Origin of the sequence: Chromobacterium sp. ASV23, from assembly GCF_016428945.1 — a bacterium.
Classification (GTDB): domain Bacteria; phylum Pseudomonadota; class Gammaproteobacteria; order Burkholderiales; family Chromobacteriaceae; genus Chromobacterium; species Chromobacterium sinusclupearum.
Map to the genome: position 1 here is coordinate 18,197 of NZ_JAELTR010000019.1, position 25,674 is coordinate 43,870.

General features: G+C 63.4%; 21 protein-coding genes. 12 read left to right on the forward strand and 9 right to left on the reverse strand.

Annotated elements, in window-relative coordinates; genetic code table 11:
* Nucleotides 1-41: 41 nt before the first annotated feature.
* The 5 genes from JHD59_RS10070 to JHD59_RS10090 all read left to right on the forward strand — a co-directional run bounded on the left by JHD59_RS10070 (nt 42) and on the right by JHD59_RS10090 (nt 5,724).
* The gene (locus JHD59_RS10070; protein ID WP_199154122.1) at nt 42-1,202 is read left to right on the forward strand and encodes an isochorismate synthase MenF; all 1,161 of its coding nucleotides are present in this window, start codon (nt 42-44) and stop codon (nt 1,200-1,202) included.
* The gene (locus JHD59_RS10075) at nt 1,199-2,803 is read left to right on the forward strand and encodes a (2,3-dihydroxybenzoyl)adenylate synthase (protein ID WP_199154123.1); all 1,605 of its coding nucleotides are present in this window, start codon (nt 1,199-1,201) and stop codon (nt 2,801-2,803) included. The genes JHD59_RS10070 and JHD59_RS10075 overlap by 4 nt, the downstream gene beginning before the upstream one ends.
* Nucleotides 2,804-2,807: 4 nt before the next feature.
* Nucleotides 2,808-3,683, forward strand: a complete 876-nt coding sequence (locus JHD59_RS10080) for an isochorismatase (protein WP_199154124.1) — start codon at nt 2,808-2,810, stop codon at nt 3,681-3,683.
* Between the two features lie 2 nt (nt 3,684-3,685).
* The gene (gene dhbA / locus JHD59_RS10085; RefSeq protein ID WP_199154125.1) at nt 3,686-4,450 is read left to right on the forward strand and encodes a 2,3-dihydro-2,3-dihydroxybenzoate dehydrogenase; all 765 of its coding nucleotides are present in this window, start codon (nt 3,686-3,688) and stop codon (nt 4,448-4,450) included.
* A 167-nt stretch (nt 4,451-4,617) separates the two neighbouring features.
* Nucleotides 4,618-5,724: a 3-deoxy-7-phosphoheptulonate synthase gene (locus tag JHD59_RS10090; RefSeq protein ID WP_199154126.1), complete on the forward strand. Its 1,107-nt coding sequence runs from the start codon at nt 4,618-4,620 to the stop codon at nt 5,722-5,724.
* Between the two features lie 450 nt (nt 5,725-6,174).
* On the opposite strand, the gene JHD59_RS10095 is transcribed toward JHD59_RS10090, so the two are convergent.
* From JHD59_RS10095 to rimP, 8 genes are all read right to left on the reverse strand, one after another.
* Complete coding sequence (locus JHD59_RS10095) at nt 6,175-6,810, reverse strand: hypothetical protein (RefSeq protein ID WP_199154127.1); 636 nt, start codon at nt 6,808-6,810, stop codon at nt 6,175-6,177.
* A 202-nt stretch (nt 6,811-7,012) separates the two neighbouring features.
* Nucleotides 7,013-9,157, reverse strand: coding sequence for a polyribonucleotide nucleotidyltransferase (gene pnp / locus JHD59_RS10100; RefSeq protein ID WP_199154128.1), 2,145 nt, complete (start codon nt 9,155-9,157; stop codon nt 7,013-7,015).
* A 197-nt stretch (nt 9,158-9,354) separates the two neighbouring features.
* Nucleotides 9,355-9,624: a 30S ribosomal protein S15 gene (rpsO, locus tag JHD59_RS10105; protein ID WP_043625892.1), complete on the reverse strand. Its 270-nt coding sequence runs from the start codon at nt 9,622-9,624 to the stop codon at nt 9,355-9,357.
* A gap of 94 nt (nt 9,625-9,718) precedes the next feature.
* Nucleotides 9,719-10,639, reverse strand: coding sequence for a tRNA pseudouridine(55) synthase TruB (truB, locus tag JHD59_RS10110; RefSeq protein ID WP_199154129.1), 921 nt, complete (start codon nt 10,637-10,639; stop codon nt 9,719-9,721).
* Nucleotides 10,636-11,049, reverse strand: coding sequence for a 30S ribosome-binding factor RbfA (gene rbfA / locus JHD59_RS10115; RefSeq protein WP_199154130.1), 414 nt, complete (start codon nt 11,047-11,049; stop codon nt 10,636-10,638). The genes truB and rbfA overlap by 4 nt, the downstream gene beginning before the upstream one ends.
* A gap of 249 nt (nt 11,050-11,298) precedes the next feature.
* Nucleotides 11,299-14,241, reverse strand: a complete 2,943-nt coding sequence (gene infB, locus JHD59_RS10120; RefSeq protein ID WP_103317050.1) for a translation initiation factor IF-2 — start codon at nt 14,239-14,241, stop codon at nt 11,299-11,301.
* 39 nt (nt 14,242-14,280) lie between these two features.
* Entirely contained in the window at nt 14,281-15,759 is a 1,479-nt protein-coding gene (gene nusA, locus JHD59_RS10125) for a transcription termination factor NusA (protein ID WP_103317052.1), read from the reverse strand.
* A 51-nt stretch (nt 15,760-15,810) separates the two neighbouring features.
* Nucleotides 15,811-16,236: a ribosome maturation factor RimP gene (rimP, locus tag JHD59_RS10130; protein ID WP_043625877.1), complete on the reverse strand. Its 426-nt coding sequence runs from the start codon at nt 16,234-16,236 to the stop codon at nt 15,811-15,813.
* Between the two features lie 549 nt (nt 16,237-16,785).
* Here rimP and JHD59_RS10135 point away from each other — a divergent pair.
* The 5 genes from JHD59_RS10135 to JHD59_RS10155 all read left to right on the forward strand — a co-directional run bounded on the left by JHD59_RS10135 (nt 16,786) and on the right by JHD59_RS10155 (nt 22,021).
* Nucleotides 16,786-18,465, forward strand: coding sequence for a long-chain-fatty-acid--CoA ligase (locus JHD59_RS10135; protein WP_199154131.1), 1,680 nt, complete (start codon nt 16,786-16,788; stop codon nt 18,463-18,465).
* A gap of 128 nt (nt 18,466-18,593) precedes the next feature.
* Nucleotides 18,594-19,718, forward strand: coding sequence for a PilT/PilU family type 4a pilus ATPase (locus JHD59_RS10140; protein ID WP_199154132.1), 1,125 nt, complete (start codon nt 18,594-18,596; stop codon nt 19,716-19,718).
* Between the two features lie 9 nt (nt 19,719-19,727).
* Nucleotides 19,728-20,078 (forward strand): ArsC family reductase, encoded by a 351-nt coding sequence (locus JHD59_RS10145; protein ID WP_199154133.1) that lies wholly within the window; start codon nt 19,728-19,730, stop codon nt 20,076-20,078.
* Complete coding sequence (gene dapE, locus JHD59_RS10150) at nt 20,075-21,205, forward strand: succinyl-diaminopimelate desuccinylase (RefSeq protein WP_199154134.1); 1,131 nt, start codon at nt 20,075-20,077, stop codon at nt 21,203-21,205. The genes JHD59_RS10145 and dapE overlap by 4 nt, the downstream gene beginning before the upstream one ends.
* 186 nt (nt 21,206-21,391) lie before the next feature.
* Nucleotides 21,392-22,021, forward strand: coding sequence for a MarC family protein (locus JHD59_RS10155; protein ID WP_199154135.1), 630 nt, complete (start codon nt 21,392-21,394; stop codon nt 22,019-22,021).
* Between the two features lie 31 nt (nt 22,022-22,052).
* Here JHD59_RS10155 and JHD59_RS10160 read toward each other — a convergent pair whose 3' ends face one another.
* Nucleotides 22,053-22,715 carry a LysE family translocator gene (locus JHD59_RS10160; RefSeq protein ID WP_199154136.1) on the reverse strand — a complete coding sequence of 221 codons (663 nt, stop codon included), beginning with the start codon at nt 22,713-22,715 and terminating at the stop codon, nt 22,053-22,055.
* 149 nt (nt 22,716-22,864) lie between these two features.
* Here JHD59_RS10160 and ccoG point away from each other — a divergent pair, with 149 nt between their 5' ends.
* Nucleotides 22,865-24,241, forward strand: a complete 1,377-nt coding sequence (ccoG, locus tag JHD59_RS10165) for a cytochrome c oxidase accessory protein CcoG (RefSeq protein ID WP_199154137.1) — start codon at nt 22,865-22,867, stop codon at nt 24,239-24,241.
* 17 nt (nt 24,242-24,258) lie between these two features.
* Entirely contained in the window at nt 24,259-25,632 is a 1,374-nt protein-coding gene (locus JHD59_RS10170) for a PLP-dependent aminotransferase family protein (protein WP_103317067.1), read from the forward strand.
* Nucleotides 25,633-25,674: the final 42 nt, after the last annotated feature.

The window sequence follows — 25,674 nt, forward strand, 5'->3', positions numbered from 1 at the left end:
CTTTGAACGATAATTATTATCATTATCAACTGGAGCCTGCCATGAGCAAGCCATCCGTGATGACCAGCCAGACCGACGATGTTTTCTATTTTCTGTCCGCCCATCGCAGCCTGAAGGCCGCCGGCATCCATAGCCGCCTGAGCGTTCCGGCGAAAGACCGTCACTTCCAGACCGCCGTTACCCAAGCCTTCGCCCGCGCCCGCGCCGCCGGCATCGACCAGCCGGTGCTGATGGGCGCCATTCCCTTCGACATGGACCAGCCGTCCGAGCTGTTCATCCCGTCCTGCCATGGCTTTTTCGACCGCGCAGAACGGCTTGAGGCCGCCTCCCGCCGCGCGGCCGCCGCCGGTCAGGCCGTCAGCGCGCGCAGCATGCCGGACGAACCGGGCTTCAAGTCCGCCGTCAGCCAGGCCATCGCCCGCTTCCGCCATGGCGATATCCGCAAAGCCGTGTTGTCCCGCGTCTACGAGGTGGAGTTTGCCGAGCCGTTGGCGGCCGACAAGATATTCGATGCCTTGTGCCGACAGAACCCGCACGGTTACCAATTCCAGCTGCCATTGGCCGATGGCGGCCATCTGGTCGGCGTCAGCCCGGAATTGCTGCTGCGCAAGCACGGCGCCAGCGTCCACACCTTCCCGCTGGCCGGCTCTGCCAAACGCCAGGCGGATGCCCATGCCGATCAGGCCGCAGGCGACGCCTTGTTGCAATCGGCCAAGGATCATTACGAACACAGCCTGGTGATCGAGGACATCCGCAGCGTGCTGGCGCCGCACTGCGTGGAATTGTCCATCCCCGATGCACCGTCCCTGCTCAGCACCCGCGCGATGTGGCATCTGGGCACGCCCATAGAAGGCCGACTGGCCGACCCCGCCATGACGGCGCTGAAGCTGGCTTGCCTGCTGCATCCCACGCCGGCCATCTGCGGCTTCCCCACGGTCGCCGCGCGCGAGCTGATCGGCCAGATCGAGCCGTTCCAGCGCGGCGTGTTCAGCGGCATGGTGGGCTGGTGCGACGAGGAAGGCAATGGCGAGTGGGCGGTCACCATACGCTGCGCCACGGTGGCCAAGAACCGCGCCCGCCTGTTCGCCGGCGCCGGCATTGTGGAGGCCTCCACTCCGGAAGCGGAATGGGCGGAAACCCAGGCCAAGCTGGGCACCATGTTGGCCGCCTTCGGACTCACCGGCATGGAGGCGCTGGCATGAGCATCGCCTTCACCCCATGGCCGCAAGCGCTGGCCGCCCGTTATCGCGCCGCAGGCTGGTGGACCGACCTGCCGATGACCGAGATGCTGCAGCGGCAATGCCGCGAGCGTCCGCAGGCACCAGCCATCCTGTGCGCCGAACGCGCAATCAGCTACGCCGAACTGGACCGCCAGTCCGATAACCTTGCCGCCTGGCTGCATCGGCAAGGCCTGCGCCGCCACGACACCGCGCTGGTGCAGCTGCCCAATGTGGCCGAGTTCTACATCGTGCTGTTCGCCCTGTTCAAGCTGGGCGTGGCACCGGTCAACGCGTTGTTCAGCCACCAGAAGCTGGAACTGTCCGCCTACGCGCGGCAGATCCAGCCGAAACTGCTGATCGCGGACCGCAGCCATGGCCTGTTTCACGACGACGCGATATTGCACGAGCTGCGCGCGATGGCGCCGGATCTGCGCCTGCACTTGTTCGCCCACGACACGCTGGAAGCCGTGCTGCGAGAGGATGCCGCGCTGCCGGACCATGCCGGCCCCAGCGCCGCAGACGAAGTGGCCTTCTTCCAGCTGTCCGGCGGCAGCACCGGCACCCCCAAGCTGATTCCGCGCACCCACAACGATTACTTCTACAGCGTGCGCCGCAGCGCCGAAATCTGCGAACTCGGCCCGCACACCCACTTCCTGTGCGCGCTGCCGGCGCCGCACAACTTCCCGCTCAGTTCGCCCGGCGCGCTGGGCGTATTCCACGCTGGCGGCGCCGTGGTGCTGGCGGCCAGCCCGGAACCGCTGGCCTGCTTCGAGCTGATCGAAAAACATCAGGTGAACATCGCCGCGCTGGTGCCGCCGGCCGTGGCGCTGTGGCTGCAAGCCGCGCCTGGGCGAGAGGCCCAGCTGAAAAGCCTGAAACTGCTGCAAGTGGGCGGCGCCAGCTTTGCCGAGTCCATGGCGCGCCAGGTGCCGGCCGTGTTGGGTTGCCGGCTGCAGCAGGTCTTCGGCATGGCCGAGGGCCTGGTCAATTACACCCGGCTGGACGACGGCGACGACATCGTCTTTACCTGCCAGGGCCGGCCGATGAGCGACGGCGACGAGGTGAAAGTGGTGGACGAGGCCGGCCATGCCGTGCCCGTCGGCACGCCCGGCATGCTCGCCACCCGCGGCCCGTACACCTTCCGCGGCTACTACCAGGCGCCTGAGCACAATGCCCGCGTATTCGACAACGAAGGCTTCTACTACTCCGGCGACATGGTGGTGGCCGACGAAAACGGCTATCTGCGCGTGGTGGGCCGGGTAAAAGACCAGATCAACCGCGGCGGCGAAAAAATCGCGGCGGAGGAAATCGAACACCTGCTGCTGCAACACCCGCAAGTGGCGCAGGCCGCGCTGGTGGCCATGCCGGACAGCATGCTGGGCGAAAAGAGCTGCGCTTTCATCGTGCCGCGCGACGATGGCCTACGCGCGGTGGCCCTGCGCCGCTTCCTGCGCGAAATCGGCGTGGCCGATTACAAGCTGCCGGATCGTTTCGAGCTGACCGCAGCCCTGCCGCTGACCCACGTCGGCAAAATAGACAAACAAACGCTGCGCGCCCAGTTGGCCGCCGCAGCCGGAGCCTGAACCCATGAGCATCCCCAAACTCAACACCTACCCCTTGCCGCAAGCCGCCGACTTTCCTGCCAACAAAACCGCCTGGCAAGTCGACCCCGCCCGAGCGGCGCTGCTGATCCACGATATGCAGCGCTATTTCCTGGCCTTCTACGGCGAGGACAGCCCGCTGATGCAGGAGCTGACCGCCCGCATCGCCGCGCTGCGCGACTGGGCCGACCGCCACGGCGTGCCGGTGGTCTACACCGCGCAGCCGACGGAACAAAAACCGGAAGACCGCGCGCTGCTGAATGATATGTGGGGCCCCGGCCTCACCACCGCCGATCCGGCCTTGCAAGCGGTGACGCCGCTGATCGCCCCGCGGCCGCAGGACACCGTGCTGGTCAAATGGCGCTACAGCGCCCTCCAGCGCAGCGATCTGCAGCAAAGGATGAAGGATTGGGGCCGCGACCAGCTGGTGATCTGCGGCGTCTACGCCCACATCGGCTGCATGATGACCGCCTGCGACGCCTTCATGCGCGACATCCAGGCCTTCCTGGTTGGCGACGCGGTGGCGGACTTCAGCGAGGACGAGCACAAGATGGCGCTGCGCTATGTGGCGACCCGCTGCGGATCGGTCATCGCCGCCTCCTCTCTGACGGAGGGAGGGCAGGAAGCATTTACTCGCGATTGGCTGAAAGCCCAGGTGCTGACCGTGCTGGCCGATGGCGACGACAGCCTGGCCGCGGACGACAACCTGCTGGACTACGGCCTGGACTCCATCCGCCTGATGGAGCTGGTGGGCAAGTGGCAAGCGCAGGGTCTCGACATCGGTTTTGAAGACCTGGCCCGCGTGACGACGCTGAACGGCTGGTGGGCGGCCATCGCCGCCAAGCTGCCGCAGGAGGCATGAGCATGCGCGGGTTCGATTTCAGCGGCCAATGCGTGTGGGTGACCGGCGCGGCCCAGGGCATAGGCCGCGAAGTGGCCAAGCGTTTCGTCGAAGCCGGCGCGCGCGTCATCGCGCTGGATCGGCAGTTTGAACAGCAGGCCGCCCGCGACGACGCGCTGCGGGAGCTGCCGCTGGACATCCGCGACGCCGGGGCCGTATCCGCGCTGTGCCGCCAGATGGCCGAAGAGGACGCCCTGCCGGACGTGCTGGTGAACGCCGCCGGCGTGCTGCGCCTGGGCGGACTGGACACGCTTTCGCTGGACGACTGGCAGCAATGCCTGGACGTCAACGTCAGCGGACCGTTCTACCTGATGCGCGCGCTGCTGCCGCATTTCAAGGCGCGACGCGCCGGAGCCATCGTCAACGTGGCGTCCAACGCCGCCCACGTGCCGCGCCTGGACATGGCCGCCTACGGCGCGTCCAAGGCCGCCATGGCGAGCCTGAGCCACAACGCGGCGCTGGAGCTGGCGCCGTACGGCGTGCGTTGCAATGTGGTGTCGCCCGGCTCCACCGACACGCCGATGCTGCGCGGCATGTGGCAGGACGACAGCGGGGCTGCCCGCACCATCGCCGGCAAGCCGGAAGCGTTCCGGCTGGGCATTCCGCTGGGCAAGCTGGCCACCCCGGCCGACGTGGCCGGTGCCGTGCTGTTCCTGGCTTCCGATCTGGCCGGCCACATCACCATGCAGGACGTGGTGGTAGATGGCGGCGCGACGCTGGCGGCCTGACATGAACGCGACAAGGCGCAACCCTATCCTTGCCCTGAACCGTGGCAAGCCCGCGCCGTCCTGTCGCACACGTCCCCATCCGGGGCGGCCGCCATATGCGCCGCCCCTGCCGCAAACAACGGAGCGCATCCGCTGACGGTTTGCGGATCGCTTCGCGGAGAAGACCCATGACTACCCTCGCCTGGCAAGACAGCCCTTTGCGCGCTGCCGGCCACACCCCCTCCCTGCCGCCGGCCAGCCAGGCCGACTACCGCGCCATGCCCAGCCCGGCCGAACTGCTGCGCAGCCTGCCGCAAAGCGCGCGCGCGGCGCAATCGGTGAATGCCGGCCGCGCCGCCGTGAAACGCGTGCTCTCCGGACAAGACCCGCGCTGGCTGGTGGTGATCGGCCCCTGCTCGATACACGACCCGCGCGCCGGCCTGGACTACGCCTCGCGGCTGGCCGAACTGGCGGCGGAGCTGGACGACACCTTGCTGATCGTCATGCGCGCCTATTTCGAAAAGCCGCGCACCAGCGTGGGTTGGAAAGGCCTGATCAACGACCCGTATCTGGACGACAGCTGCTGCATGGACGAGGGCATGCACATCGCCCGGCGCTTCCTGCTGGCCGCTGCAGAACGGGGCCTGCCGCTGGCCGGCGAGGCCCTGGACCCGCTGTCGCCGCTATACCTGGCCGACCTGTACAGCTGGACCGCCATCGGCGCCCGCACCACGGAATCGCAAATCCACCGCGAACTGGCCTCGGCGCTGGACAGCGCGGTGGGCTTCAAGAACAGCACCGACGGCACCCTGGACGCGGCGCTCAACGCCATCGTCTCCGCCAGCAGCCCGCACGCCTTCCTGGGCATGGACCACGCCGGTCAAGTCGCAGTGGTGAACAGCCGCGGCAATCCACATGGCCATCTGGTGCTGCGCGGCGGCGGCGGCCGGCCCAACTACGACTCGGTCAGCATCGCGCTGGCCGAACAGGCGCTGAAAAAGCGCGATATCCCGCCGGTGATCATGGTGGACTGCGCCCACGGCAACTCCTGGAAAAACCACGCCTTGCAGCCCATGGTGCTGGCCGACGCGGTCTCCCAGATCGTCCACGGCAACCGCAGCATCCGCGCCTTCATGCTGGAGAGCTTCATCGAAGGCGGCAACCAGCCGATACCGGCCGACCTGTCCCAGCTGCGCTACGGCTGCTCCATCACCGATCCCTGCGTGGACTGGGACACCACGGCGCGCATCTTGCGCGAGGCGCGCGCCAAGCTGCGGCCGCTGATGGGAAATTGAACCTACCCGAAGCGCGGGTTGGCCAATCAGGCCATACCCGCGATCCATCAGCCAAGCCCGCGCCCCAATACCCGTCCCATCCGCACGCGTCCAACCACGCCCCATCGCCAGCCTGCATCTTGCACGCGGGCAAGGCCAAAGGCCTGCCCGCCCTACAGGGCTGATGGATTTTATAGATCGAATTGGAATATTGAGGGGATGGGTTTTGTATTCATTTCGTTATATGGATCAATGACTTATGGCGAGATTGTATCACGTGGCTTGCAAGCACTCATGACGGAACGCTAATTTCGCGACAGTGGGACTACGCCGGGGGCCAGCGGCTGGATGGCAAAGTCCTGCGCATGCACGCGTGGAGAAGCGTCATTCCGCAATAGCAAGGCCAGCGCCGCCTCTCTGTCAGAAGTATCCCCATACATGACCCAAGCCAACCCACCCCACAAAATCTTACTAAAAATGGGGATTATTTAGATTAGATTCAGCGATACGTTTTTCATAAGCTGCTCTCTCCCCATCAATCTTATTGATAACCTGCTGCATGAGACTATCTCGACTAAGCTCTCCACTCAAATCATTTCGAAGGGGCATTCCTGCATGCTTTCTCAGCCTCTTGGCAACTGCTGAAACATGGAGTCCTAATTCCGCATAATCACGCTGTCTAGCCCAAAAAAACTCACCATAGTCCGGTGGATCATCAAACTCCAATATTCCGGCAAGCCTATTTTCGATACTCGCATGTTTATCTGGAATTTGAAGGATATCGAACATTAAACTTTCCGGCAGAACTTTCCATTCAACCTCAATTTCGAGAGGAAGAAAAGTCGGCTCCCTCACAGTTACTTCATGGCAGCCATCAGCGCCTGCAGGTCGACCATATGCAGTGCCATCATCCAAGGCCACGCTCAAACATCCATTCGCAAAACGGTCCAAATGTGAAACTACCAATATCGACAAATATGATCTCTCTCGTTTCTCCTTCCTGCGATTGCTCCACCCCTCCATAACTGCGATACAGATATTATTAAGCAACACACCTAGAATACCCGTCCCTCCGCCAATAAGGGCTGCAATATGTGCATCATTCACCAGGGTGCCTCCTTTGAAAAAAATCTTTCACTCGCCCATAGCGTAGCCTGTCTCAATTGGCATAAGCAAGCCTCTCATACGAATTGACCAAGCAAATCATACTTAGCCGTACAGCCAAACGAATGGCACAAAACAAAACCCCCGCCAAGGCGGGGGTTTTGTTTTCTTCCCTACCATCCACAAAGGATAGTCGGCAAGCGGGTTACTGCGTCTTCAGACCGAAGGAATCAGCGGTCGCCTGGGCGGTTTTCGCTTCTTCTTCCAGCAGGGCCTTGATGGACAGGCGGATGCGGCCGCGGTCGTCCATTTCGATGGCCTTGACCTTCACCACTTGGCCTTCCTTCAGGTGATCGGACACATTCTTGATGCGCTCGTTGGCGATCTGCGAGATGTGAACCAGACCATCCTTGCCCGGCAGGATGGAGACGATGGCGCCGACGTTGTTGTCGAGGATCTTGACCACGGTGCCTTCGTACACCTTGCCCACTTCCACTTCAACGGTGATCTCTTCGATGCGCTTCTTGGCCGCTTCCGCGCCCTCGTTGCTGACCGAAGCGATGGTGATGGTGCCGTCTTCCTCGATATTGATCTCGCAACCGGTATCCTTGGTGATGGCGCGGATGGTTTCGCCGCCCTTGCCGATCACTTCGCGGATTTTCTCCGGGTTGATCTTCATCACGTACAGGCGCGGCGCATGGGCGGACAGCTCTTGCGGGCCGTCCACGGCTTCCTTCATCAGGCCCAGGATGTGCAGACGGCCTTCCTTGGCCTGGTCCAGCGCAACCTGCATGATTTCCTTGGTGATGCCCTGGATCTTGATGTCCATCTGCAGCGCGGTGATGCCTTCGGCGGTGCCGGCTACCTTGAAGTCCATGTCGCCCAAGTGATCTTCATCGCCCAGGATGTCGGTCAGCACGGCGAAGCGGTTGCCTTCCAGGATCAGGCCCATGGCGATACCGGCCACGTGCGCCTTCAGCGGCACGCCGGCGGACAGCAGCGACAGGCAGCCGCCACAGACGGAAGCCATCGAGGAGGAGCCGTTGGATTCGGTGATTTCCGAAACCACGCGCATGGAGTAGCCGAACTCGGTTTCCGGCGGCAGCACAGCGACCAGCGCGCGCTTGGCCAGACGGCCGTGGCCGATTTCGCGGCGCTTCGGCGGGCCCATGCGGCCAGCTTCGCCGGTGGAGTACGGCGGGAAGTTGTAGTGCAGCATGAAGCGTTCAGTGTATTCGCCGGCCAACGCGTCGATGATCTGCTCGTCCTGCTTGGTGCCCAGCGTAGCCACAACCAGCGCCTGGGTTTCGCCGCGGGTGAACAGGGCGGAACCGTGGGTGCGCGGCAGCAGGTTGTTGCGGATGCTGATCGGGCGCACGGTGCGGGTATCGCGGCCGTCGATGCGCGGCTCGCCTGCCAAGATCTGGCCGCGTACGATTTCCGCTTCCAGGCCCTTGAAGACGCCCTTGATTTCGTTGGCTTTCAGCGTGTCGGTGTCTTCGTTGATCAGCGCGGCCTTGACGGCATCCCAGGCTTCGTTGATGGCAACGGTGCGAGCTTGCTTCTGACGCAGACGGAAGGCTTCGGCCAGCTTGTCGCCGGCGATGCCGCGGATCTGGGCGATCAGCGCTTCGTCCTTGGCCGGAGCGGCCCAGTCGAACATGACCGGATTGACTTCGTCGGCCAGCTCGTTGATGGCCTTGATCGCGGCTTGCATTTGCTCGTGGCCGAACACCACGCCGCCCAGCATCACGGCTTCGGACAGTTCCTTGGCTTCGGATTCCACCATCAGCACGGCGCGTTGGGTACCGGCCACCACCAGGTCCATCTGCGAGGTTTGCAGTTCGGACTTGGTCGGGTTCAGCACGTATTCGCCGTTGATGTAACCGACGCGGGCGGCGCCGATCGGGCCGGCGAACGGCAGACCGGAGATGGCCAGGGCGGCGGAAGCGCCGATCATCGCCGGGATGTCGGAATCCACTTCCGGATTCAGCGACAGCACGGTGGCGACGATCTGCACGTCATGGTAGAAGCCTTCCGGGAACAGCGGGCGGATCGGACGGTCGATCAGGCGGCTGGTCAGCACTTCCTTCTCGGACTGCTTGCCTTCGCGCTTGAAGAAGCCGCCCGGGATCTTGCCGGCGGCGTAGGTGCGCTCCAGGTAGTCCACGGTCAGCGGGAAGAAATCTTGGCCCGGCTTGACGGACTTGCCGCCCACCACGTTGACCATCACGACGGTGTCGTCAACGGTGACGACGACGGAACCGGACGCCTGGCGGGCGATTTCACCGGTTTCCAGGGTGACGGTTTGACGGCCGAACTGGAAGGTTTTGGTGATCTTATTGAACACGAGGGTTTCCCTATATCTTGGTTCGATTGTAAAAATCGCGAGCCGGAAAAAAACAACGGGAACCCCTAAAAATTCGGACCTGCGGCTAGATCTGAATTTGTAGAGGCTCCCCCCGTTGTCACGACAATTGAAACTCGCGAAGCTGTCGGTGTGAAAAAGTCGCAGCAAGCTGCGACTTTTTCAGAACCGGATACCGATTACTTGCGCAGGCCCAGGCGGGCGATCAGCGCGCGGTAAGCATCAGCGTCAGTGCCCTTCAGGTAGTCCAGCAGACGGCGGCGACGGCTAACCAGCTTCAGCAGACCACGACGGCTGTGGTGGTCCTTGGTGTTGGCTTTGAAGTGCGGGGTCAGGTCGTTGATGCGTGCGGTCAGCAGGGCAACCTGCACTTCGGACGAACCAGTGTCGCCTTCAGCGCGTTGGAAGCTTTTAACGATTTCTGCTTTTTGAGCGGCGGTCATTGCCATTTGGATTACTCCAGTTTCAGTAGGGGGTTTGAAAACCCGACAAGTGCGGCGAGCCGGAAAACCCAACCCATTCCACACTCCGGTAAGCGGCGGATCAGGCCTCGGCCTGGTTCGCCAGGAGCCGGATCGGGTGCAAGCGGCCATCGCCGCGAGCCTCGCCCAGCCCCACGAATTTCCGTGTCACCTGATGGTAAACCCGGAAACGCTGCATTTTCTCACACTTTTGTTCAAAACGCACGGGTTGGCCGTGCATAAACTTGCCGATCTCGCCATCGGGCAGCTCGACCTGTGGAAAGTGCGCAACCAGCACGTCGGCCGGCAGCAGCTTCGCCTCGCGCGCCGGCATGTCCAGCGGCTCCAGCGCGGCCAATGGATGCGACTGGTCCAGCGTGAAACCGCCGGTCGCGGTGCGGCGCAGCGCGGTCAGATGCGCGCCGCAACCGAGCGCCTCGCCGATATCGCAACCCAAGGTGCGGATATAGGTGCCCTTGGTGCACAGCACGTCGATCTCGGCCGATACGCCGTCGAACGACAACAGCTCCAGCTTGCGGATGGTGACCTGGCGCGCCTCGCGCGGCACCTCGATGCCGGCGCGGGCATATTCGTACAGCGGCTTGCCCTGATGCTTCAGCGCGGAATACATCGGCGGCACCTGGCTGATTTCGCCGCGAAAGCGTTCCAGCACGGCTTCGAGCTGCTCGCGGCTGAAGTTCGCCGGCAGCTCGGACACCACCTCGCCCTCCACGTCGCCGGTGGTGGTCACCACGCCGAACTTGACCGTCGCGCGGTAGCCCTTGTCGGCATCCAGCAAGTAGGACGAAAACTTGGTGGCCTCGCCCAGGCACACCGGCAGCAGGCCGGTGGCCAGCGGGTCCAGCACGCCGGTGTGGCCTGCCTTGGCGGCGTTCAGCAGCCAGCGCGCCTTCTGCAGCGCGTTGTTGCTGGAGATGTCGTAGGGCTTGTCGATCAGCAGCACGCCATCGATGTGGCGGCGGTTGCTGCGTGGCTTGCTCATTCGGCCTTGCCCTCGCCCGGCTCGCCGTCGGCGACATCGCCGAACTTCTCCGCGTCTTCGCGCGCCACCTGGTTGATCAGGCTGGTCAGGTGCATGCCGCGCTCGACCGAGTCGTCATACACGAAGTGCAGCTGCGGAATGCTGAAAATCTTGATCGCGCGGCCCAGCTCGTTGCGCAGGTAGCCGGCGGAGCTGTCCAGCGCCTCCTGAGTCGCTTCGCGGGTGGTATCCACCATCACGGTGTAATACACCTTGGCGTGCGAGTAGTCGCGGGTCACCTCCACCTGGGTGATGGTGATCCAGCCGGCGCGCGGATCCTTCAGTCCCTTGCGGGTCAGCTCGGCCAGCTCGCGCTGGATTTGCTCGGCGATGCGGTCCGAGCGGGAAAAACCTTTTTTGGCTTTGGCCATGATAATTCCAATCGTTACCTTGCGATTCACAGAACCGCTTTAGCCACGAAAACCACGGAAAACACGAAACACAATCACGAGACCGATACTCAGAACGGTGCGCCAGCGCGTTCACTCCAAGCCAGTCTTGTCACTGCTGCCCTCGGGCTGGTTTGTTCGTGTTTTTCGTGGGTTTCGTGGCACAAACATGAAAAAGGCGAGCGCCCGCCGACCTTTCGGTCAGACCGGCGCCCGCCCTTGGCGTCTCAATTACAGAGAGCGCGCAACTTCGACGATTTCGAACGCTTCCAGTTGGTCGCCTTCCTGGATGTCGTTGAAGTTCTTCAGCATCAGGCCGCATTCGTAGCCTTGCTTCACTTCCTTCACGTCGTCCTTGAAGCGCTTCAGCGATTCCAGTTCGCCGGTGTGCACCACCACGTGGTTGCGGATCAGACGGACCGAAGCGGAGCGCTTGATCATGCCGTCGGTCACCATACAACCCGCGATATTGCCCACCTTGGAAACCGAGATCACCTGACGGATTTCGACCGTACCCAGGATCTGTTCCTTCTTCTCCGGCGCCAGCATGCCGGACAGCGCGGCCTTCACCTCGTCCACCGCATCATAGATGATGTTGTAGTAACGGATGTCGACGCCCTCGTTCTCCGCCAGCTTCCGCGCGGCGGAATCGGCACGGGTGTTGAAGCCGATAATGATGGCCTTGGAGGCGATCGCCAGGTTGACGTCGGATTCGCTGATGCCGCCCACGCCAGAGTGCAGGATGGCCACGCGAACTTCTTCGGTGGACAGCTTCTGCAGGCTGCCGGCCAGCGCTTCGTACGAACCTTGCACGTCCGCCTTGATGATGATGGACAGGGTTTGCACCTCGCCTTCGGACATCTGGGCGAACATGTTCTCCAGCTTGGCGGCTTGCTGCTTGGCCAGACGCACGTCGCGGAACTTGCCGGCACGGAACAGGGCGATTTCACGCGCCTTCTTCTCGTCGGCCAGCGCCATGGCGTCTTCGCCAGCCAGCGGCACGTCGGACAGGCCCAGGATTTCCACCGGGATGGCCGGACCGGCCGATTCGATGGCCTTGCCGTTTTCGTCCATCATGGCGCGGACGCGGCCAAATGCCGTGCCAGCCAGAACCACATCGCCCTTGCGCAGCGTGCCGGACTGAACCAGCAGGGTGGCGACCGGACCGCGGCCCTTGTCGAGGCGGGCCTCGACGATGATGCCCTTGGCCAGGGTTTCCACCGGCGCCTTCAACTCCAGCACTTCGGCCTGCAGCAGGATGGCTTCCAGCAGCGCATCGATGTTCAGGCCCATCTTGGCCGACACTTCGACGAACTGAGTATCGCCGCCCCAGTCTTCCGGCACCACTTCGTGCGATACCAGTTCCTGACGGATACGTTCCGGGTTAGCGCCCTGCTTGTCGATCTTGTTGACCGCCACCACCATCGGCACCTTGGCCGCCTTGGCGTGGTGAATCGCTTCGATCGTCTGCGGCATCACGCCGTCGTCGGCCGCCACCACCAGCACCACGATGTCCGTAGCCTTGGCGCCGCGGGCACGCATCGCGGTAAACGCTTCGTGACCCGGGGTATCCAGGAAGGTGATCATGCCGCGCGGGGTTTCCACGTGGTAAGCGCCGATGTGCTGGGTAATGCCGCCGGCTTCGCCCGCCGCCACTTTGGCGCGACGGATGTAGTCCAGCAGCGAGGTCTTGCCGTGGTCCACGTGGCCCATCACGGTCACCACCGGGGAGCGCGGCTTTTCCACCACTTCGACGGTCTCGCCGCCGGTCACTTCCAGGTAGGCTTCCGGATCGTCCGCTTGAGCGGCCTTGCCGATGTGGCCCATTTCTTCCACCACGATCAACGCGGTTTCCTGATCCAGCACCTGGTTGATGGTGACCATCATGCCCATCTTCATCAGGGTCTTGATCACTTCAACCGCCTTCACGGCCATCCGGTGGGCCAGTTCGGCCACGGTGATGGTTTCCGGCACCAGAACTTCATGCACGATGGGTTCGGTCGGCGCCTGGAAGGCGTGCTGGTTGTTCTGCTTGTTCTTGCCTTTGCCGCCGCGCGACTTCCAGTCGTTGCCGGCGTCGCCGCCCTTGGTCTTCAGACCGCGGCCGCCCTTCTTGCCTTCATCCCAACGATCGCCGCCCTTCTTGTTGCCGCCGCCCTTCTTGGCATCCGGACGACCGGCAACCGTCGCCGGCACGGTCGGGGCGCCAGGTGCGCCGGCTACGCCAGGACGCGGGCCCCGGTTATCGCCAGCCGGGCGCGGACCACGGTTGTCGCCAGCCGGACGCGGGCCGCGATCGCCGGCGCCTGCCGGACGCGGGCCACGGTCGCCAGCGCCTGCCGGGCGCGGACCGCGATCGCCGGTACCTGCCGGACGCGGGCCACGATCGCCGGCGCCAGCCGGGCGCGGGCCACGGTTGTCTCGGTTATCGTTGCCGCGCGGACCGCGGTTGTCGCCAGCCGGGGCCGGACGACGCTCGTCGCGGCGCTCTTCGCGCGGCGGTTCGACGACCGGAGCGGGCGCCGGAGCCGGTTGCGAAGCCGCCAGCTTGGCAGCCTGGCGACGTTCCTCGCGCTCGATCTTTTCGCGCATCAGCGCTTCCTGACGGGCGCGGAACGCGGCCTGACGCTTCTCTTCGGCTTCACGCGCGGCGATTTCTTCCGGCGACAGGATGGAGGCGACTGTGCGCGGAGCCGGCGCGGCGGCCGGCTTCGGCTCGGGCTTCGGTTCCGGCTTGGCTTCCACCTTGGGCTCCGGCTTCGGCTCGGGCTTGGCTTCCGGCTTCACCTCGACCTTGGGCTCCGGCTTCGGCTCGGGCTTGGCTTCCGCAGGCTTGGCGGCCGGAGCGGGAGCCGGTTCGGCCGGCTTCGGCGCTTCGGCGCGCGGCGCTTCTTCCGGACGCGCCACCACGCGCTTCTTGCGGGTTTCCACAGTCACGGTGCCGCCGTCGGCTTTTTTCACCTCGGAGGTGGACTTGCGGGTCAGCGTAATGCCGCCGTCCTCGCGCGCGCCATGCGCACGCTTCAGATAGTCCAGGAGCTGGGACTTGTCTTGCGCCGACAGGGTGTCTTCCGGCGAGCGCTTGCTCACGCCGGCCGCCTTCAGCTGTTCCAGCAGGCGTTCCGGCGAGAGATTCATCTCACTGGCAAATTGTTTTACATTCGTCAAAACCATTCGTCTTCCCAAATTCCGTAAATACTTCCCGAGAAAGCCTTACTGGTTGAACCAGTGTTCGCGCGCCTTCATGATGATTGCGCGTGCAGCTTCCGCTTCCATACCGGTCATGTCCACCAGATCGTCAACAGCCAAGTCGGCCAGATCGTCGCGGGTGTTCACGCCGCCTGCGGCCAGCTTGCGAACCAGCTCGGCATCCAGGCCTTCCATGTCCTTCAGGTCATCCGATACGTTTTCGACCTGCTCTTCGGACGCAATGGCCTGAGTCAGGAGCGCATCACGGGCGCGGCTGCGCAGCTCGCCCACCAGCTCCTCGTTGAAGCCTTCGATTTCCAGCATTTCTTCCAGCGGCACGTAGGCCACTTCTTCCAGCGCGGCAAAGCCTTCGTTCACCAGCTTGGCTGCGATGTCTTCTTCCACGCCCAGCGCGCTGACGAACAGCTGGCGCAGCGCGGCGTCCTCGGCCTGGTGCTTCTCTTCGGCCTCGGTCACGGTCATGATGTTCAGGTACCAGCCGGTCAGCTCCGCAGCGAGCTTGACGTTCTGGCCGCTACGGCCGATGGCCAGCGCCAGTTGGTCTTCCTCAACGATCACATCCATGCTGTGATTGTCTTCATCCACCATGATGCGGCTGACTTCAGCCGGCGACAGCGCGTTGATGACGAACTGAGCCGGCTCCGGCGCCCACAGCACGATGTCCACGCGCTCGCCCGCCAGTTCCTGCGTCACCGCCTGAACGCGGGAACCGCGCATGCCGATGCAGGTGCCTTGCGGATCGATGCGGGCGTCGTTGGCCTTGACGGCGATCTTGGCGCGCATGCCGGCATCGCGCACCGCGGCGCGGATTTCCAGCATGCCTTCATCGATCTCCGGCACTTCCAGCTCAAACAGCTTGACCAGGAAATCCGGCGAGGTGCGGGACAGGATCAGTTGCGGGCCGCGGCCCTGGCGGTCGATGCGCAGCAGGAAAGCCTTGACGCGGTCGCCCACGCGCAGGTTTTCCTTCGGAATCATCTGATCGCGAGGCAGCACGGCTTCCAGCTTGCCGCATTCGACGATGGCATTGCCGCGTTCGATGCGCTTGATGGTGCCGATCACCAGGTGCTCGCGGCGCTGCAGGAATTCGTTCAGCAGCTGTTCGCGCTCGGCGTCGCGGATGCGCTGCAGGATGACCTGCTTGGCGGTCTGCGCGCCGATGCGGCCGAATTCCACCGCTTCCATCGGTTCTTCAATATAGGCGCCCAGCTCTACGCGCGGATCGCGCTCGCGAGCATCGACCAGGCCGATTTCCTTGCTTTCGGATTCCAGCAGCTCATCTTCCACCACCAGCCAGCGGCGGAAGGTCTGGTACTGACCGGTGTGGCGATCGATTTCGACGCGCACATCCATCTCGTCATCGGTAAACTTTTTCTTGGTTGCCGAGGCAAGCGCCATCTCAAGGGCGGAAAACACCACATCCTTGCTGACATTCTTTTCGCTCGCCAGGGCATCCACCAGCAACAAAATCTCGCGACTCATGCATTCCTCTCCGAATTTTGTCCTTTAGCGCGGGCTATCGCCGTCCAGGCATCAAAACTCAGGCTCGAGACGAGCCTTGTCGATGTTGGCGAACGGAATCACCACGATGCGGCCATCCACATCCAGCTTCACGGAGCCGTCTTCGACCCCGGCAAGACGACCGGTAAATTTCTTCTGCTGCTCGATCGGCATCCGCGTCTTGATCTTGGCGAGCTGACCGGCGAAACGGACGAAATCGGCTTCCTTCTTCAAAGGACGATCCAGGCCCGGCGAAGAGACTTCCAGTCGCTCGTAGTCCACGTTCTCGACCATGAACAGTCGAGTCAGGTGATTGCTCACCAACACGCAGTCTTCCACGGTGATGCCACCGGGCTTGTCGAGAAATACGCGAAAACCGCCACCCGGGGTCATTTCAAAATCGACCAACTCGTAGCCGAAACCCTGCAGGGTGTTTTCCAGCAGCAAACGAACATCCATTGCTTTTTCCACAAATAAAAAATGGGCGAAACGCCCATCCCTAACCGCTGCGATTGTAACCTATTTCCGCAAAAAAGAAAACCTAAGCGCCCGGCCGCGTTCTTTGTCTGTCGGCGGCCATTTTCCGCCGAAAAGCGCGCGCCACAAACGCCAGCCGCTCCAGTCCTTCGCTGCCAGGGCATTTTGGCCGCGCGCCGGCAAAAGCCAGCCATGGGGAGCGGACTCTGGGGCCGCCATGCCTTGTGGCCGGGCCCGGCCTGCAAAGACTCCCCCGCATCCCAAGCCGCGCTGCGCAGAAAATGATCGCAAACCACCCATAAGCCCGACCAGCGCCCCACCCCAGCCCGGCTCCATGCCAGACAATTTTTGCGAGAGTTTTTCAGTTACGGTACATTACCGCGAATCAAACATCAGTTTGAGCCCAGCGGCCAGCTTCACGGGCCGCGAAGACAACGATTAAAAAAACAGCGACTCGCTAAAACCGGATCGCCGCCGGCGCGCGCTGGCGCGATGCTCGCTAAAACCCGCACGACGGAGAAACCCGGATTTATGGATAAGGTGTGGCTTAAAAACTACCAGGCTGGGGTTGCCCACGAGATCGATATCAATCAGTTCCAGTCGGTCATCGAGGTGTTCGACCGCAGCGTCAAGAAGTTCGGCGACCGCCCGGCCATGGCCTGCATGGACAAGGTGCTCAGCTATTCGGAGCTGGATGCGCTCAGCGGCCAGTTCGCCTCCTTCCTGCAGCACAAGCTCGGCGTGAAGAAGGGCGATCGCGTGGCGATCATGATGCCCAATCTGCTGCAATATCCCATTTCCGTCTTCGGCACCATGCGCGCCGGCGGGGTGGTGGTCAACGTCAATCCGCTGTACACCCCGCGCGAGCTGGAACACCAGCTGAAAGACGCCGGCGCCGAAACCATCGTCATCCTGGAAAACTTCGCCAACGTGCTGGAACAGGTGCTGCCGCGCACCCAGGTCAAGAACGTGGTGATCGCCACCATCGGCGACATGTTCGGCTTCCCCAAGCGCCAGCTGGCCAACTTCGTGGTGCGCAAGGTCAAGAAGATGGTGCCGCCATGGCACATCCCCGGCCACATCGGCTTCAACGACGCGCTGGCCGCCGGCCGCGCCAAGCCGTATGACAAGGTGACGCTGACGCACGACGACATCGCCTTCCTGCAGTACACCGGCGGCACCACCGGCGTGGCCAAGGGCGCCGAGCTGCTGCACAAGAACATCGTCGCCAACATGCTGCAGGCCAGCGCCTGGGTCTCCACCCTGGTGCGCGAAGGCCAGGAAGTCATCGTCACCGCGCTGCCGCTGTACCATATCTTCTCGCTGACCGCGAACCTGATGGTGTTCACCGAGCTGGGCGCGCTGAACGTGCTGATCCCGAACCCGCGCGACATCCCCGGCTTCATCAAGGAACTGCGCAAATACCCGATCACCTGCATCACCGGCGTCAACACCCTGTTCAACGCGCTGCTCAACAATCCGGAATTCGCCAAGCTGGACTTCTCCACCTGGCGGCTGACGCTGGGTGGCGGCATGGCGGTGCAAAAAGCGGTGGCCGACAAGTGGAAGGCCGTCACCGGCGTCACCTTGGCCGAGGCCTACGGCCTGACTGAAACCAGCCCGGCCGCCTGCATCAACCCAATGGACCTGCAGGCCTACAACGGCACCATCGGCCTGCCGGTGCCGTCGACGGAAATCGAAATCCGCGATGCCGAGGGCAAGCCGGTGCCGCAGGGCGAACAGGGTGAGCTGTGCATCCGCGGTCCGCAGGTGATGCGCGGCTACTGGAAGCGCCCGGACGAAACCGCCAAGGTGCTGGGACCGGACGGCTTCCTCGCCACCGGCGATATGGCGATGATCACGCCGGAAGGCTTCGTCAAATTGGTGGACCGCAAGAAGGACATGATTCTGGTGTCCGGCTTCAACGTCTACCCGAACGAGATCGAAGACGTGGTGGCAGGACATCCGGGCGTGCTGGAAGTGGCCTGCATCGGCGTGCCGGACGACAAATCCGGCGAAGTGGTCAAGGTGTTCGTGGTGAAGAAGGACCCGGCGCTGACCGACAAGGACATCATCCACTACTGCCGCGAGAACCTGACCGGCTACAAAGTGCCCAAGCTGGTGGAATTCCGCCAGGAACTGCCGAAAACCAACGTCGGCAAGATTCTGCGCCGCGCCTTGCGCGATCAGGAAACCGCCAAACAAGCCTGATCCCATCCGACCGCATCCGCAAGCCGCCCTCCCCGGGCGGCTTTTGTTTTGCCTCGAACAAACACAAGACCGGCCGCGGCAACTACACTATAGTGGCCTACCCAGATACGCCGTACAGGAAGCGATTCATGCTGATGTTGCCGTTTTTCAAGCTGATGGCCGAAAAAAAGGCCAGCGATCTGTTCATGACCAGCGCGGCGCCGCCGATGCTGAAAGTGGCCGGCGAATTGCAGCCGGTCAACGACAAGCCGTTGACGGCTGAAATGGTCAAACAGCTGGCCTACAGCCTGATGAGCGAACAGGACATCGCCGAGTTCGAGCGCGAGCGCGAAATGAACCTGGGCCATCCCATCACCGGCCTGGGCAGCTTCCGCATCAATATTTTCTGGCAGCGCGGCTCGGTCAGCATGGTGGTGCGCTACATCATGCCCAATATCCCGTCGCTGGAAAGCCTGCAATTGCCGGCCAAGCTGGGCGAGCTGATCCAGCAGAAGCGCGGCCTGATTCTGGTGGTGGGCGCCACCGGCTCCGGCAAGAGCTCGACCGTGGCGGCCATGCTGCAAATGCGCAACCAGAACATGAAGGGCCACATCCTCACCATCGAGGACCCGATCGAGTTTCTGCACCGCCACGAGCAATCCATCGTCAACCAGCGCGAAGTCGGCTTCGACACGCTGTCTTACGAACGCGCGCTGAAAAACGCCATGCGCGAGGCGCCGGACGTGCTGATGATAGGCGAGATCCGCGACGCGGAAACCCTGACCCACGCCATCAACTACGCCCAGTCCGGCCATCTGTGCATCTCCACGCTGCACGGCAACAACAGCTACCACATGCTGAACCGCGTGATCAATTTCTTCCCGCCGGAAAGCCGCCACTCGCTGCTGCTGGATCTGTCCGCCTCGCTGCGCGCGGTGGTGTCGCAGCGACTGGTGGCCACGGCCGACGGCAGCCGCGCGCCGGCCATCGAACTTCTGATCAATACCCCACACATAGCAGAGTTGATTCGCACCGGCGAGATGGACAAAATCAAGGAAGCCATCGAAAGCAGCATGAGCGATGGCGCGCAAACCTTCGAGCAGGCGCTGTACCAGCTGTACCGGGACGGCCGCATCACGCTGGAAGAGGCGCTGAAAAACGCCGATTCGCCAACCAATCTGTACTGGCTGGTCAATCAATCCAAAGAAAGCGGCAAAGACAAATCTGGCCCCGCCAGCGCGGCCAGCTTCGACAGCATCAAACTGGACTTGTAAACCCACCCGATGATTACCCTCTACGGCATTCCCAACTGCAATACCGTGAAGAAGGCCCGCCAATGGCTGGCCGACAACGGCATCGACTACATTTTCCACGACTTCAAGAAACAGGGCATAGACGCCGCGCACCTGCAGGCCTGGACCGCCCAGGTGCCGCTGGCCAAGCTGGTGAACCGCCAGGGCACCACCTGGCGCGCGCTGCCGGACGACAGCAAGGCGGCCGCGGACGAAACCGCCGGCGCCATCGCGCTGATGCTGGACAAGCCGTCCGTGATCAAGCGCCCGGTGCTGGAATGGGACGGCAAAGTCGGCGTCGGTTTCTCCGAGGCCGACTGGGCGGAGCGCTTCGGCAAATGAGCGCGACGCTGGATTTGACTCGCGAACTGATCCGCCGCGATTCCGTCACCCCGCGCGACGAAGGCTGCCAGGCGCTGATGATAGGCCGGCTGGAAGCCATAGGCTTCAAGGTGGAGAAGATGCGCCACGGCGACGTGGACAACTTCTGGGCGCGCAAGGGCGACGCCGGCCCGTTGTTCTGCTTCGCCGGCCATACCGACGTGGTGCCCACCGGCCCGCTGGACAAGTGGGACAGCCCGCCGTTCGAGCCGACCGTGCGAAACGGCCTGCTCTACGGCCGCGGCGCGGCGGACATGAAAGCCTCGCTGGCCGCCTTCGTCACCGCCTGCGAACGCTTCGTCGCCGAGCATCCGGACCACAAGGGCTCGCTGGCGCTGTTGATCACCTCCGACGAGGAAGGCGTGGCGACCGATGGCACGGTGAAAGTGGTGGATGCGCTGGAAGCGCGCGGCGAAACCATAGATTACTGCATCGTCGGCGAGCCCACCTCCGAACAGCGCCTGGGCGACACCATCAAGAACGGCCGCCGCGGCTCGCTGTCCGGCCGGCTGATCGTGCACGGCATCCAGGGCCACATCGCCTATCCGCAATTGGCGAAGAACCCCATCCATCTGCTGGCCCCGGCGCTGGCCGAGCTGGCCGCCACGCGCTGGGACGAGGGCAACGCCTTCTTCCCGCCCACCAGCTGGCAGGTGTCGAACATCCAGGCCGGCACCGGCGCCACCAACGTCATTCCCGGCCACTGCGAGCTGCTGTTCAACTTCCGCTTCTCGCCGGAAAGCTCGGCGGACAATCTGAAGGAACGCGTGTATCGGATCCTGGACCGGCACGGCTTGGCTTATGAACTGCACTGGCAGCTGTCCGGCCAGCCCTTCATCACGCCGCCGGGCGCCTTGACCGAGGCGCTGAGCCAGGCCATCGCCGACGTGGCCGATGCCAAGGCCGAACTGTCCACCACCGGCGGCACCTCGGACGGCCGCTTCATCAAGCGCATCGCGCGCGAGCTGGTGGAGTTCGGCCCGATCAACGCCACCATCCACAAGCTCAACGAGTGCGTGGCGGTGGACGATATCGAACCGCTGGCGGATATCTACCGCCGCACGCTGGAGGGCCTGCTGCTGGATTGACCTTGCGCCTTCCGCATCCTGAAACGCCGCCTACAAGCGGCGTTTTGTTTGCCATGCAGACCGCGCCATGAGCAGCGCGCCAAGCGGCTATGCTGAAACCTAGCCGGAGCCGGTGGCGCAAGCGTGCAGATTCACGTCCCCGCGGTGAATGCAAGATACTTCAGTCCACGCTAATATTGGCCGATCATGGAAATAGAAATCGCAAAAATCTTCGTCGCCCTGCTGGTTCTGGTGAATCCGCTCGGCGCCATCCCCATCTTCATCAGCCTGACGCCCAACGCCAGCCAGGAAGAAAGACAGAAAGTCGCCAAGACCACCGCCATCGCGGTAGCCGTGGTGATGTGCCTGTTCGCCATCGTCGGCCAGACGCTGCTGCGCTTTCTGGGCATCAGCATAGGCTCGTTCCAGGTCGGCGGCGGCATTCTGCTGATGCTGATCGCCATCGCGCTGATGAACGCCAAGCCCGGCCCGACCAAAACCACCAAGCAGGAGCGCGAGGAAGCCGGCCACAAGACCAATATCGCCGTGGTGCCGATGGCCATCCCGCTGATGACCGGCCCCGGCACCATCTCCACCGTCATCATCTACGCCACCACCGCCCATTCCTGGGTGCAGGTGGTCTATCTGCTGATCAGCAGCCTGCTGGTGGCGCTGACCTGCTTTGGCGCGCTGACGCTGGCCACCCCGCTGACCCGCTTGCTGGGCCAGACCGGCATCAATATCGTCAATCGCGTGATGGGCATGCTGCTGGCCGCCGTATCGGTGGAAATCATCGTCGATGGCCTGTACCGGCTGTTTCCGCAACTGACTCGCTAAAAGACACTGGCCTGCCCGCCCAGGCCATTGCTTATACCGTCCGCGACGAGGCCAGCAGCATCTTCACCCCGGCCCAGCCAAAAGCCGCCGCGAGAATGGCCTGGAAGCAACGCCTCACCTTCAGATAACCCTCGCGCGCCGCCGCTGTCGAAAAAAGCAGCGCATAGACGAAGAACACCAGCACGGCGATGCCGCCGCAAACCCATACCGCGTGGAAGGCCTGCTCGCCGCCGCCCTCGCGCGGCAACGCCAGCGTGACGATGGACATCCACACCAAGATGGCTTTGGGATTGGTCATGTGCATGGCAGCGCCTTTGAGCAGCCAACGCCAAGCGCCATTCTTTTCCGGCTCCGCAGCAGCGGGGGCCGCCCAATCCGCAACCGCTGCCTGCCTGGCCGACAGAAACGCCAGGTACAGCAGATAAACGCCTCCCGCCAGCTTCATCGCCATCATCAGCCACCAGGCCTCACGCATGATCCCAGCCAGCCCGCAGGCTGCCAGCAGCCCCCAGAATTGCGACCCCAACACCACGCCAAGCGCCATCGCCAGCGCGCGCAGCCGCCCGTGGCTCATCGCCGCGCCCATGATCGCCAGATTGCTGGGGCCGGGGCTTGCCGCGCCGACCGCATACAGGGTGGCCGCCGCGACCAAACCCTCATTCAGGACATAAGCGCCCACATCTCCCCCACACATTAACAATGCCAAAAGCATTACCCAACTCCGCGCGCCAAGCAATACTGCGAGACTTCAACAAAAAGACAGAGCGGGCTGACAGTTGGCATCTGTATATATTTTTCCGACTGATTCTGTTCATTGTGTGTACTGATTTCCAGCAGTAAAACATGGTTATTCCTCATAGCCTGGTGGCAGCCATGTCCAAGCCCGAAATACAGCCGGTTCCAATCAAAATCCACCCCAGACTCACCAGCGGCCGCTTCAACAACCTGCGCGTCGGCATGGTCCTGCTCACGCAACTGGTATTCTTCGGCGTGCCCTGGCTGCAATGGAACGGCCGCCAGGCTGTGCACTTCAACCTGGCGGAGCATCACTTCCTGATCTTCGGCATCAGTCTATGGCCGCAGGATTTCATCTATCTGGCGGCGCTACTGGTGGTGTCGGCGCTAGGGCTGTTCCTGTGGACCACGCTGGCCGGCCGGCTATGGTGCGGTTACAGCTGCCCGCAAACTGTATACACCCAGATCATGATATGGATAGAACGGCTGGTGCAGGGCGACCACCTGGCCCGCCGCAAGCTGGACGCGGCGCCGATGAGCGCCGGCAAATTCTTCAAGAAAGGCGCCACCCAGCTACTGATGGGGGCGTTTTCGCTGTGGACCGGCCTGACCTTCGTCGGCTACTTCACGCCGATACGCGAACTGGCCACGCTGCAGGTGGGCCCGTGGGACCTATTCTGGACGCTGTTCTACGCCGGCTTCACCTGGCTGCTGGCCGGGGTGCTGCGCGAGAAGGTCTGTCTGCACATGTGCCCATACGCGCGCTTCCAAGGCGCGATGTTCGACGACCACACCCTGATCATCTCCTACGACGAACGGCGCGGCGAACCGCGCGGCAAACAGCAGGCCAAGAGCGAAAACGCGGTTAAAGGCTGCGTGGACTGCGGCATCTGCGTGCAGGTCTGCCCCACCGGCATCGACATCCGCAACGGCCTGCAATATGAATGCATAGGCTGCGCCGCCTGCATCGACGCCTGCGACCAGGTGATGGACAAGCTCAAGTCGCCGCGCGGGCTGATCCGCTACACCAGCGCCCAGGCGCTGCAGGGCAAACCCGCGCCGGCCAAGTCGCTGCACAGGCCGCGCATCGCAGTGTATTCCTGTCTGCTCGCCGGCATCATCGTGGCCTCCACCACCGCGCTGGCGCTGAAGAAGCCGTTCAAGGTGGACGTGCTGCGCGACCGCGCCAGCCTGGTGGAGCAGAGCGACGACGGCATGCTGCAGAACCGCTACAACCTCAGGCTGATCAACACCACCGAACAGCCGCAGCGCTATAGCGTGACGGTGGAGGGCTTGCCCAGCATCCGCATGGAGCGCCCCGAGCAAGTCTTCGACGTCAAGCCGGCGCACACCGAAACCGTGGTAGTGCGCGTGCAGGCCAATCCCGAGCACGCCAGCCGCGGCGCCCACCCTATCCACTTCGTGATACGCTCGCTGAACGATGACGTCACCGTCAAGGAAAAATCCAGCTTCATCGGCGAATAAACCGGCAGGAAAAGTGCATGAACAAAACCGGCCAACTGAGCCAACGCTTCCGTCACGCCATCGAACAGGGCCACCTGCGCGCCGGAGACCGCATGCCCTCGCTGCGCAAGGTGTGCCAGGATCACAAGATCAGCATCACTACCGCCCAGCGCGCCTATGCCGAACTGGAACGGCTGGGGCTGATTGCGTCCCTGCCGCGCTCCGGCTTCCGCGTGCTGGCGCGCGCCGCGCCCAGCCGGCTGACGATGGACGGCGATGGCAGCGACGTCCGCATCGAGCACCTGACCGCCGCGCTGCCCATGCCCTGGGGCTGTCCCTACATCAATCCGGCGCTGATCAACACCACGCCGCTTAACCGCGCCCTGGCCCGCGCGCTGGGCGACTACCGCTACGCGCTGACCGGCCAGACTAGCACCGGCTATGAAGGGCTGCGCCGGGAACTGGCGCTGCGCTATCTGGCGCAGGGCGTGGAGCTGGACGGCGAGGAGCTGCTGGTGACCTGCGGCGCGATGGAGGCGCTGAATCTGGCGATACGCGCGGTCGCCCGGCTGGCCGGCAACGCGGCGATGCTGGTGCTGACGCCGGCCTTTCCGGCGCTGTTCGACCTGCTGGAACAACTGGGCATTGCCGCCCACACCCTGGCCACGCCGCCAGGCCAGGCCTTGGACCTGGAGCGGCTGGATCAGTTGATCGTCCAGCACCGCCCTGCCGCCATCCTGGCGATGGCCAATTTCCAGCACCCCACCGGCCTGACGATGAGCGACGCCGACAAGCAGGCGCTGTTGACCCTGGCGGACCGCCACCGCGTGCCCATCATCGAGGACGACACCTACCGCGAGCTGTACTTCGGCGAAAACGCCCCATTGCCGCTGAAAGCCTATGACCGCAACGGCAGCGTACTGCACTGCGCCTCGTTCAGCAAATCGCTGGCGCCGGGCTACCGCGTCGGCTGGATCGCCGCCGGGCGCTACCGCGACAGCATCGTCGGCCTGAAGTTATGCAGCTCCTTGTCCACGCCGCTGCCCAGCCAGCTGGCCCTGGCGCGGCTGCTGGCCGGCGGCCAGCACGAGGACATGCTCAGCCTGCTGCGCGGCCGGCTGCAAGCCAACTGGCACGCCTTGAGCCAACAACTGGCCGCCCAATTGCCAAACGGCAGCCGCCTGGTCACGCCGCAAGGCGGTTATTTCCTTTGGCTGGAACTGCCGCCGGGCATGGACTGCCGCCGCCTGCTGCCGCAGGCGATGCAGATGGGCATTCACTACGCGCCCGGTTCGCTGTTCTTCCGCGACAGCGAGCCCAGGCAGCATGCGCTGCGGCTTAACTTCAGCTATTACGACCCATTGCAGCAGCGCGAAGGCGCGGCTACCCTGGCGGCGCTGCTCTCCGCCTGAGCCGCTTTGCCGCCGCCGGAAAATTCGCCAAGCCTGCCTGTC

Bases quoted from the DNA above. Each gene is read 5' to 3' on its own strand.
- JHD59_RS10135 (WP_199154131.1), top strand. From the start codon at position 16,786: ATGGATAAGGTGTGGCTTAAAAACTACCAGGCTGGGGTTGCCCACGAG.
- rimP (WP_043625877.1), bottom strand. From the start codon at position 16,236: ATGGATGTTCGTTTGCTGCTGGAAAACACCCTGCAGGGTTTCGGCTAC.
- ccoG (WP_199154137.1), top strand. From the start codon at position 22,865: ATGGTTATTCCTCATAGCCTGGTGGCAGCCATGTCCAAGCCCGAAATA.
- truB (WP_199154129.1), bottom strand. From the start codon at position 10,639: ATGAGCAAGCCACGCAGCAACCGCCGCCACATCGATGGCGTGCTGCTG.
- JHD59_RS10090 (WP_199154126.1), top strand. From the start codon at position 4,618: ATGACTACCCTCGCCTGGCAAGACAGCCCTTTGCGCGCTGCCGGCCAC.
- JHD59_RS10145 (WP_199154133.1), top strand. From the start codon at position 19,728: ATGATTACCCTCTACGGCATTCCCAACTGCAATACCGTGAAGAAGGCC.
- JHD59_RS10155 (WP_199154135.1), top strand. From the start codon at position 21,392: ATGGAAATAGAAATCGCAAAAATCTTCGTCGCCCTGCTGGTTCTGGTG.
- JHD59_RS10080 (WP_199154124.1), top strand. From the start codon at position 2,808: ATGAGCATCCCCAAACTCAACACCTACCCCTTGCCGCAAGCCGCCGAC.
- infB (WP_103317050.1), bottom strand. From the start codon at position 14,241: ATGGTTTTGACGAATGTAAAACAATTTGCCAGTGAGATGAATCTCTCG.
- JHD59_RS10075 (WP_199154123.1), top strand. From the start codon at position 1,199: ATGAGCATCGCCTTCACCCCATGGCCGCAAGCGCTGGCCGCCCGTTAT.
- rbfA (WP_199154130.1), bottom strand. From the start codon at position 11,049: ATGGCCAAAGCCAAAAAAGGTTTTTCCCGCTCGGACCGCATCGCCGAG.
- JHD59_RS10160 (WP_199154136.1), bottom strand. From the start codon at position 22,715: ATGTGTGGGGGAGATGTGGGCGCTTATGTCCTGAATGAGGGTTTGGTC.
- JHD59_RS10170 (WP_103317067.1), top strand. From the start codon at position 24,259: ATGAACAAAACCGGCCAACTGAGCCAACGCTTCCGTCACGCCATCGAA.
- JHD59_RS10070 (WP_199154122.1), top strand. From the start codon at position 42: ATGAGCAAGCCATCCGTGATGACCAGCCAGACCGACGATGTTTTCTAT.
- dhbA (WP_199154125.1), top strand. From the start codon at position 3,686: ATGCGCGGGTTCGATTTCAGCGGCCAATGCGTGTGGGTGACCGGCGCG.
- JHD59_RS10140 (WP_199154132.1), top strand. From the start codon at position 18,594: ATGCTGATGTTGCCGTTTTTCAAGCTGATGGCCGAAAAAAAGGCCAGC.
- nusA (WP_103317052.1), bottom strand. From the start codon at position 15,759: ATGAGTCGCGAGATTTTGTTGCTGGTGGATGCCCTGGCGAGCGAAAAG.
- dapE (WP_199154134.1), top strand. From the start codon at position 20,075: ATGAGCGCGACGCTGGATTTGACTCGCGAACTGATCCGCCGCGATTCC.
- rpsO (WP_043625892.1), bottom strand. From the start codon at position 9,624: ATGGCAATGACCGCCGCTCAAAAAGCAGAAATCGTTAAAAGCTTCCAA.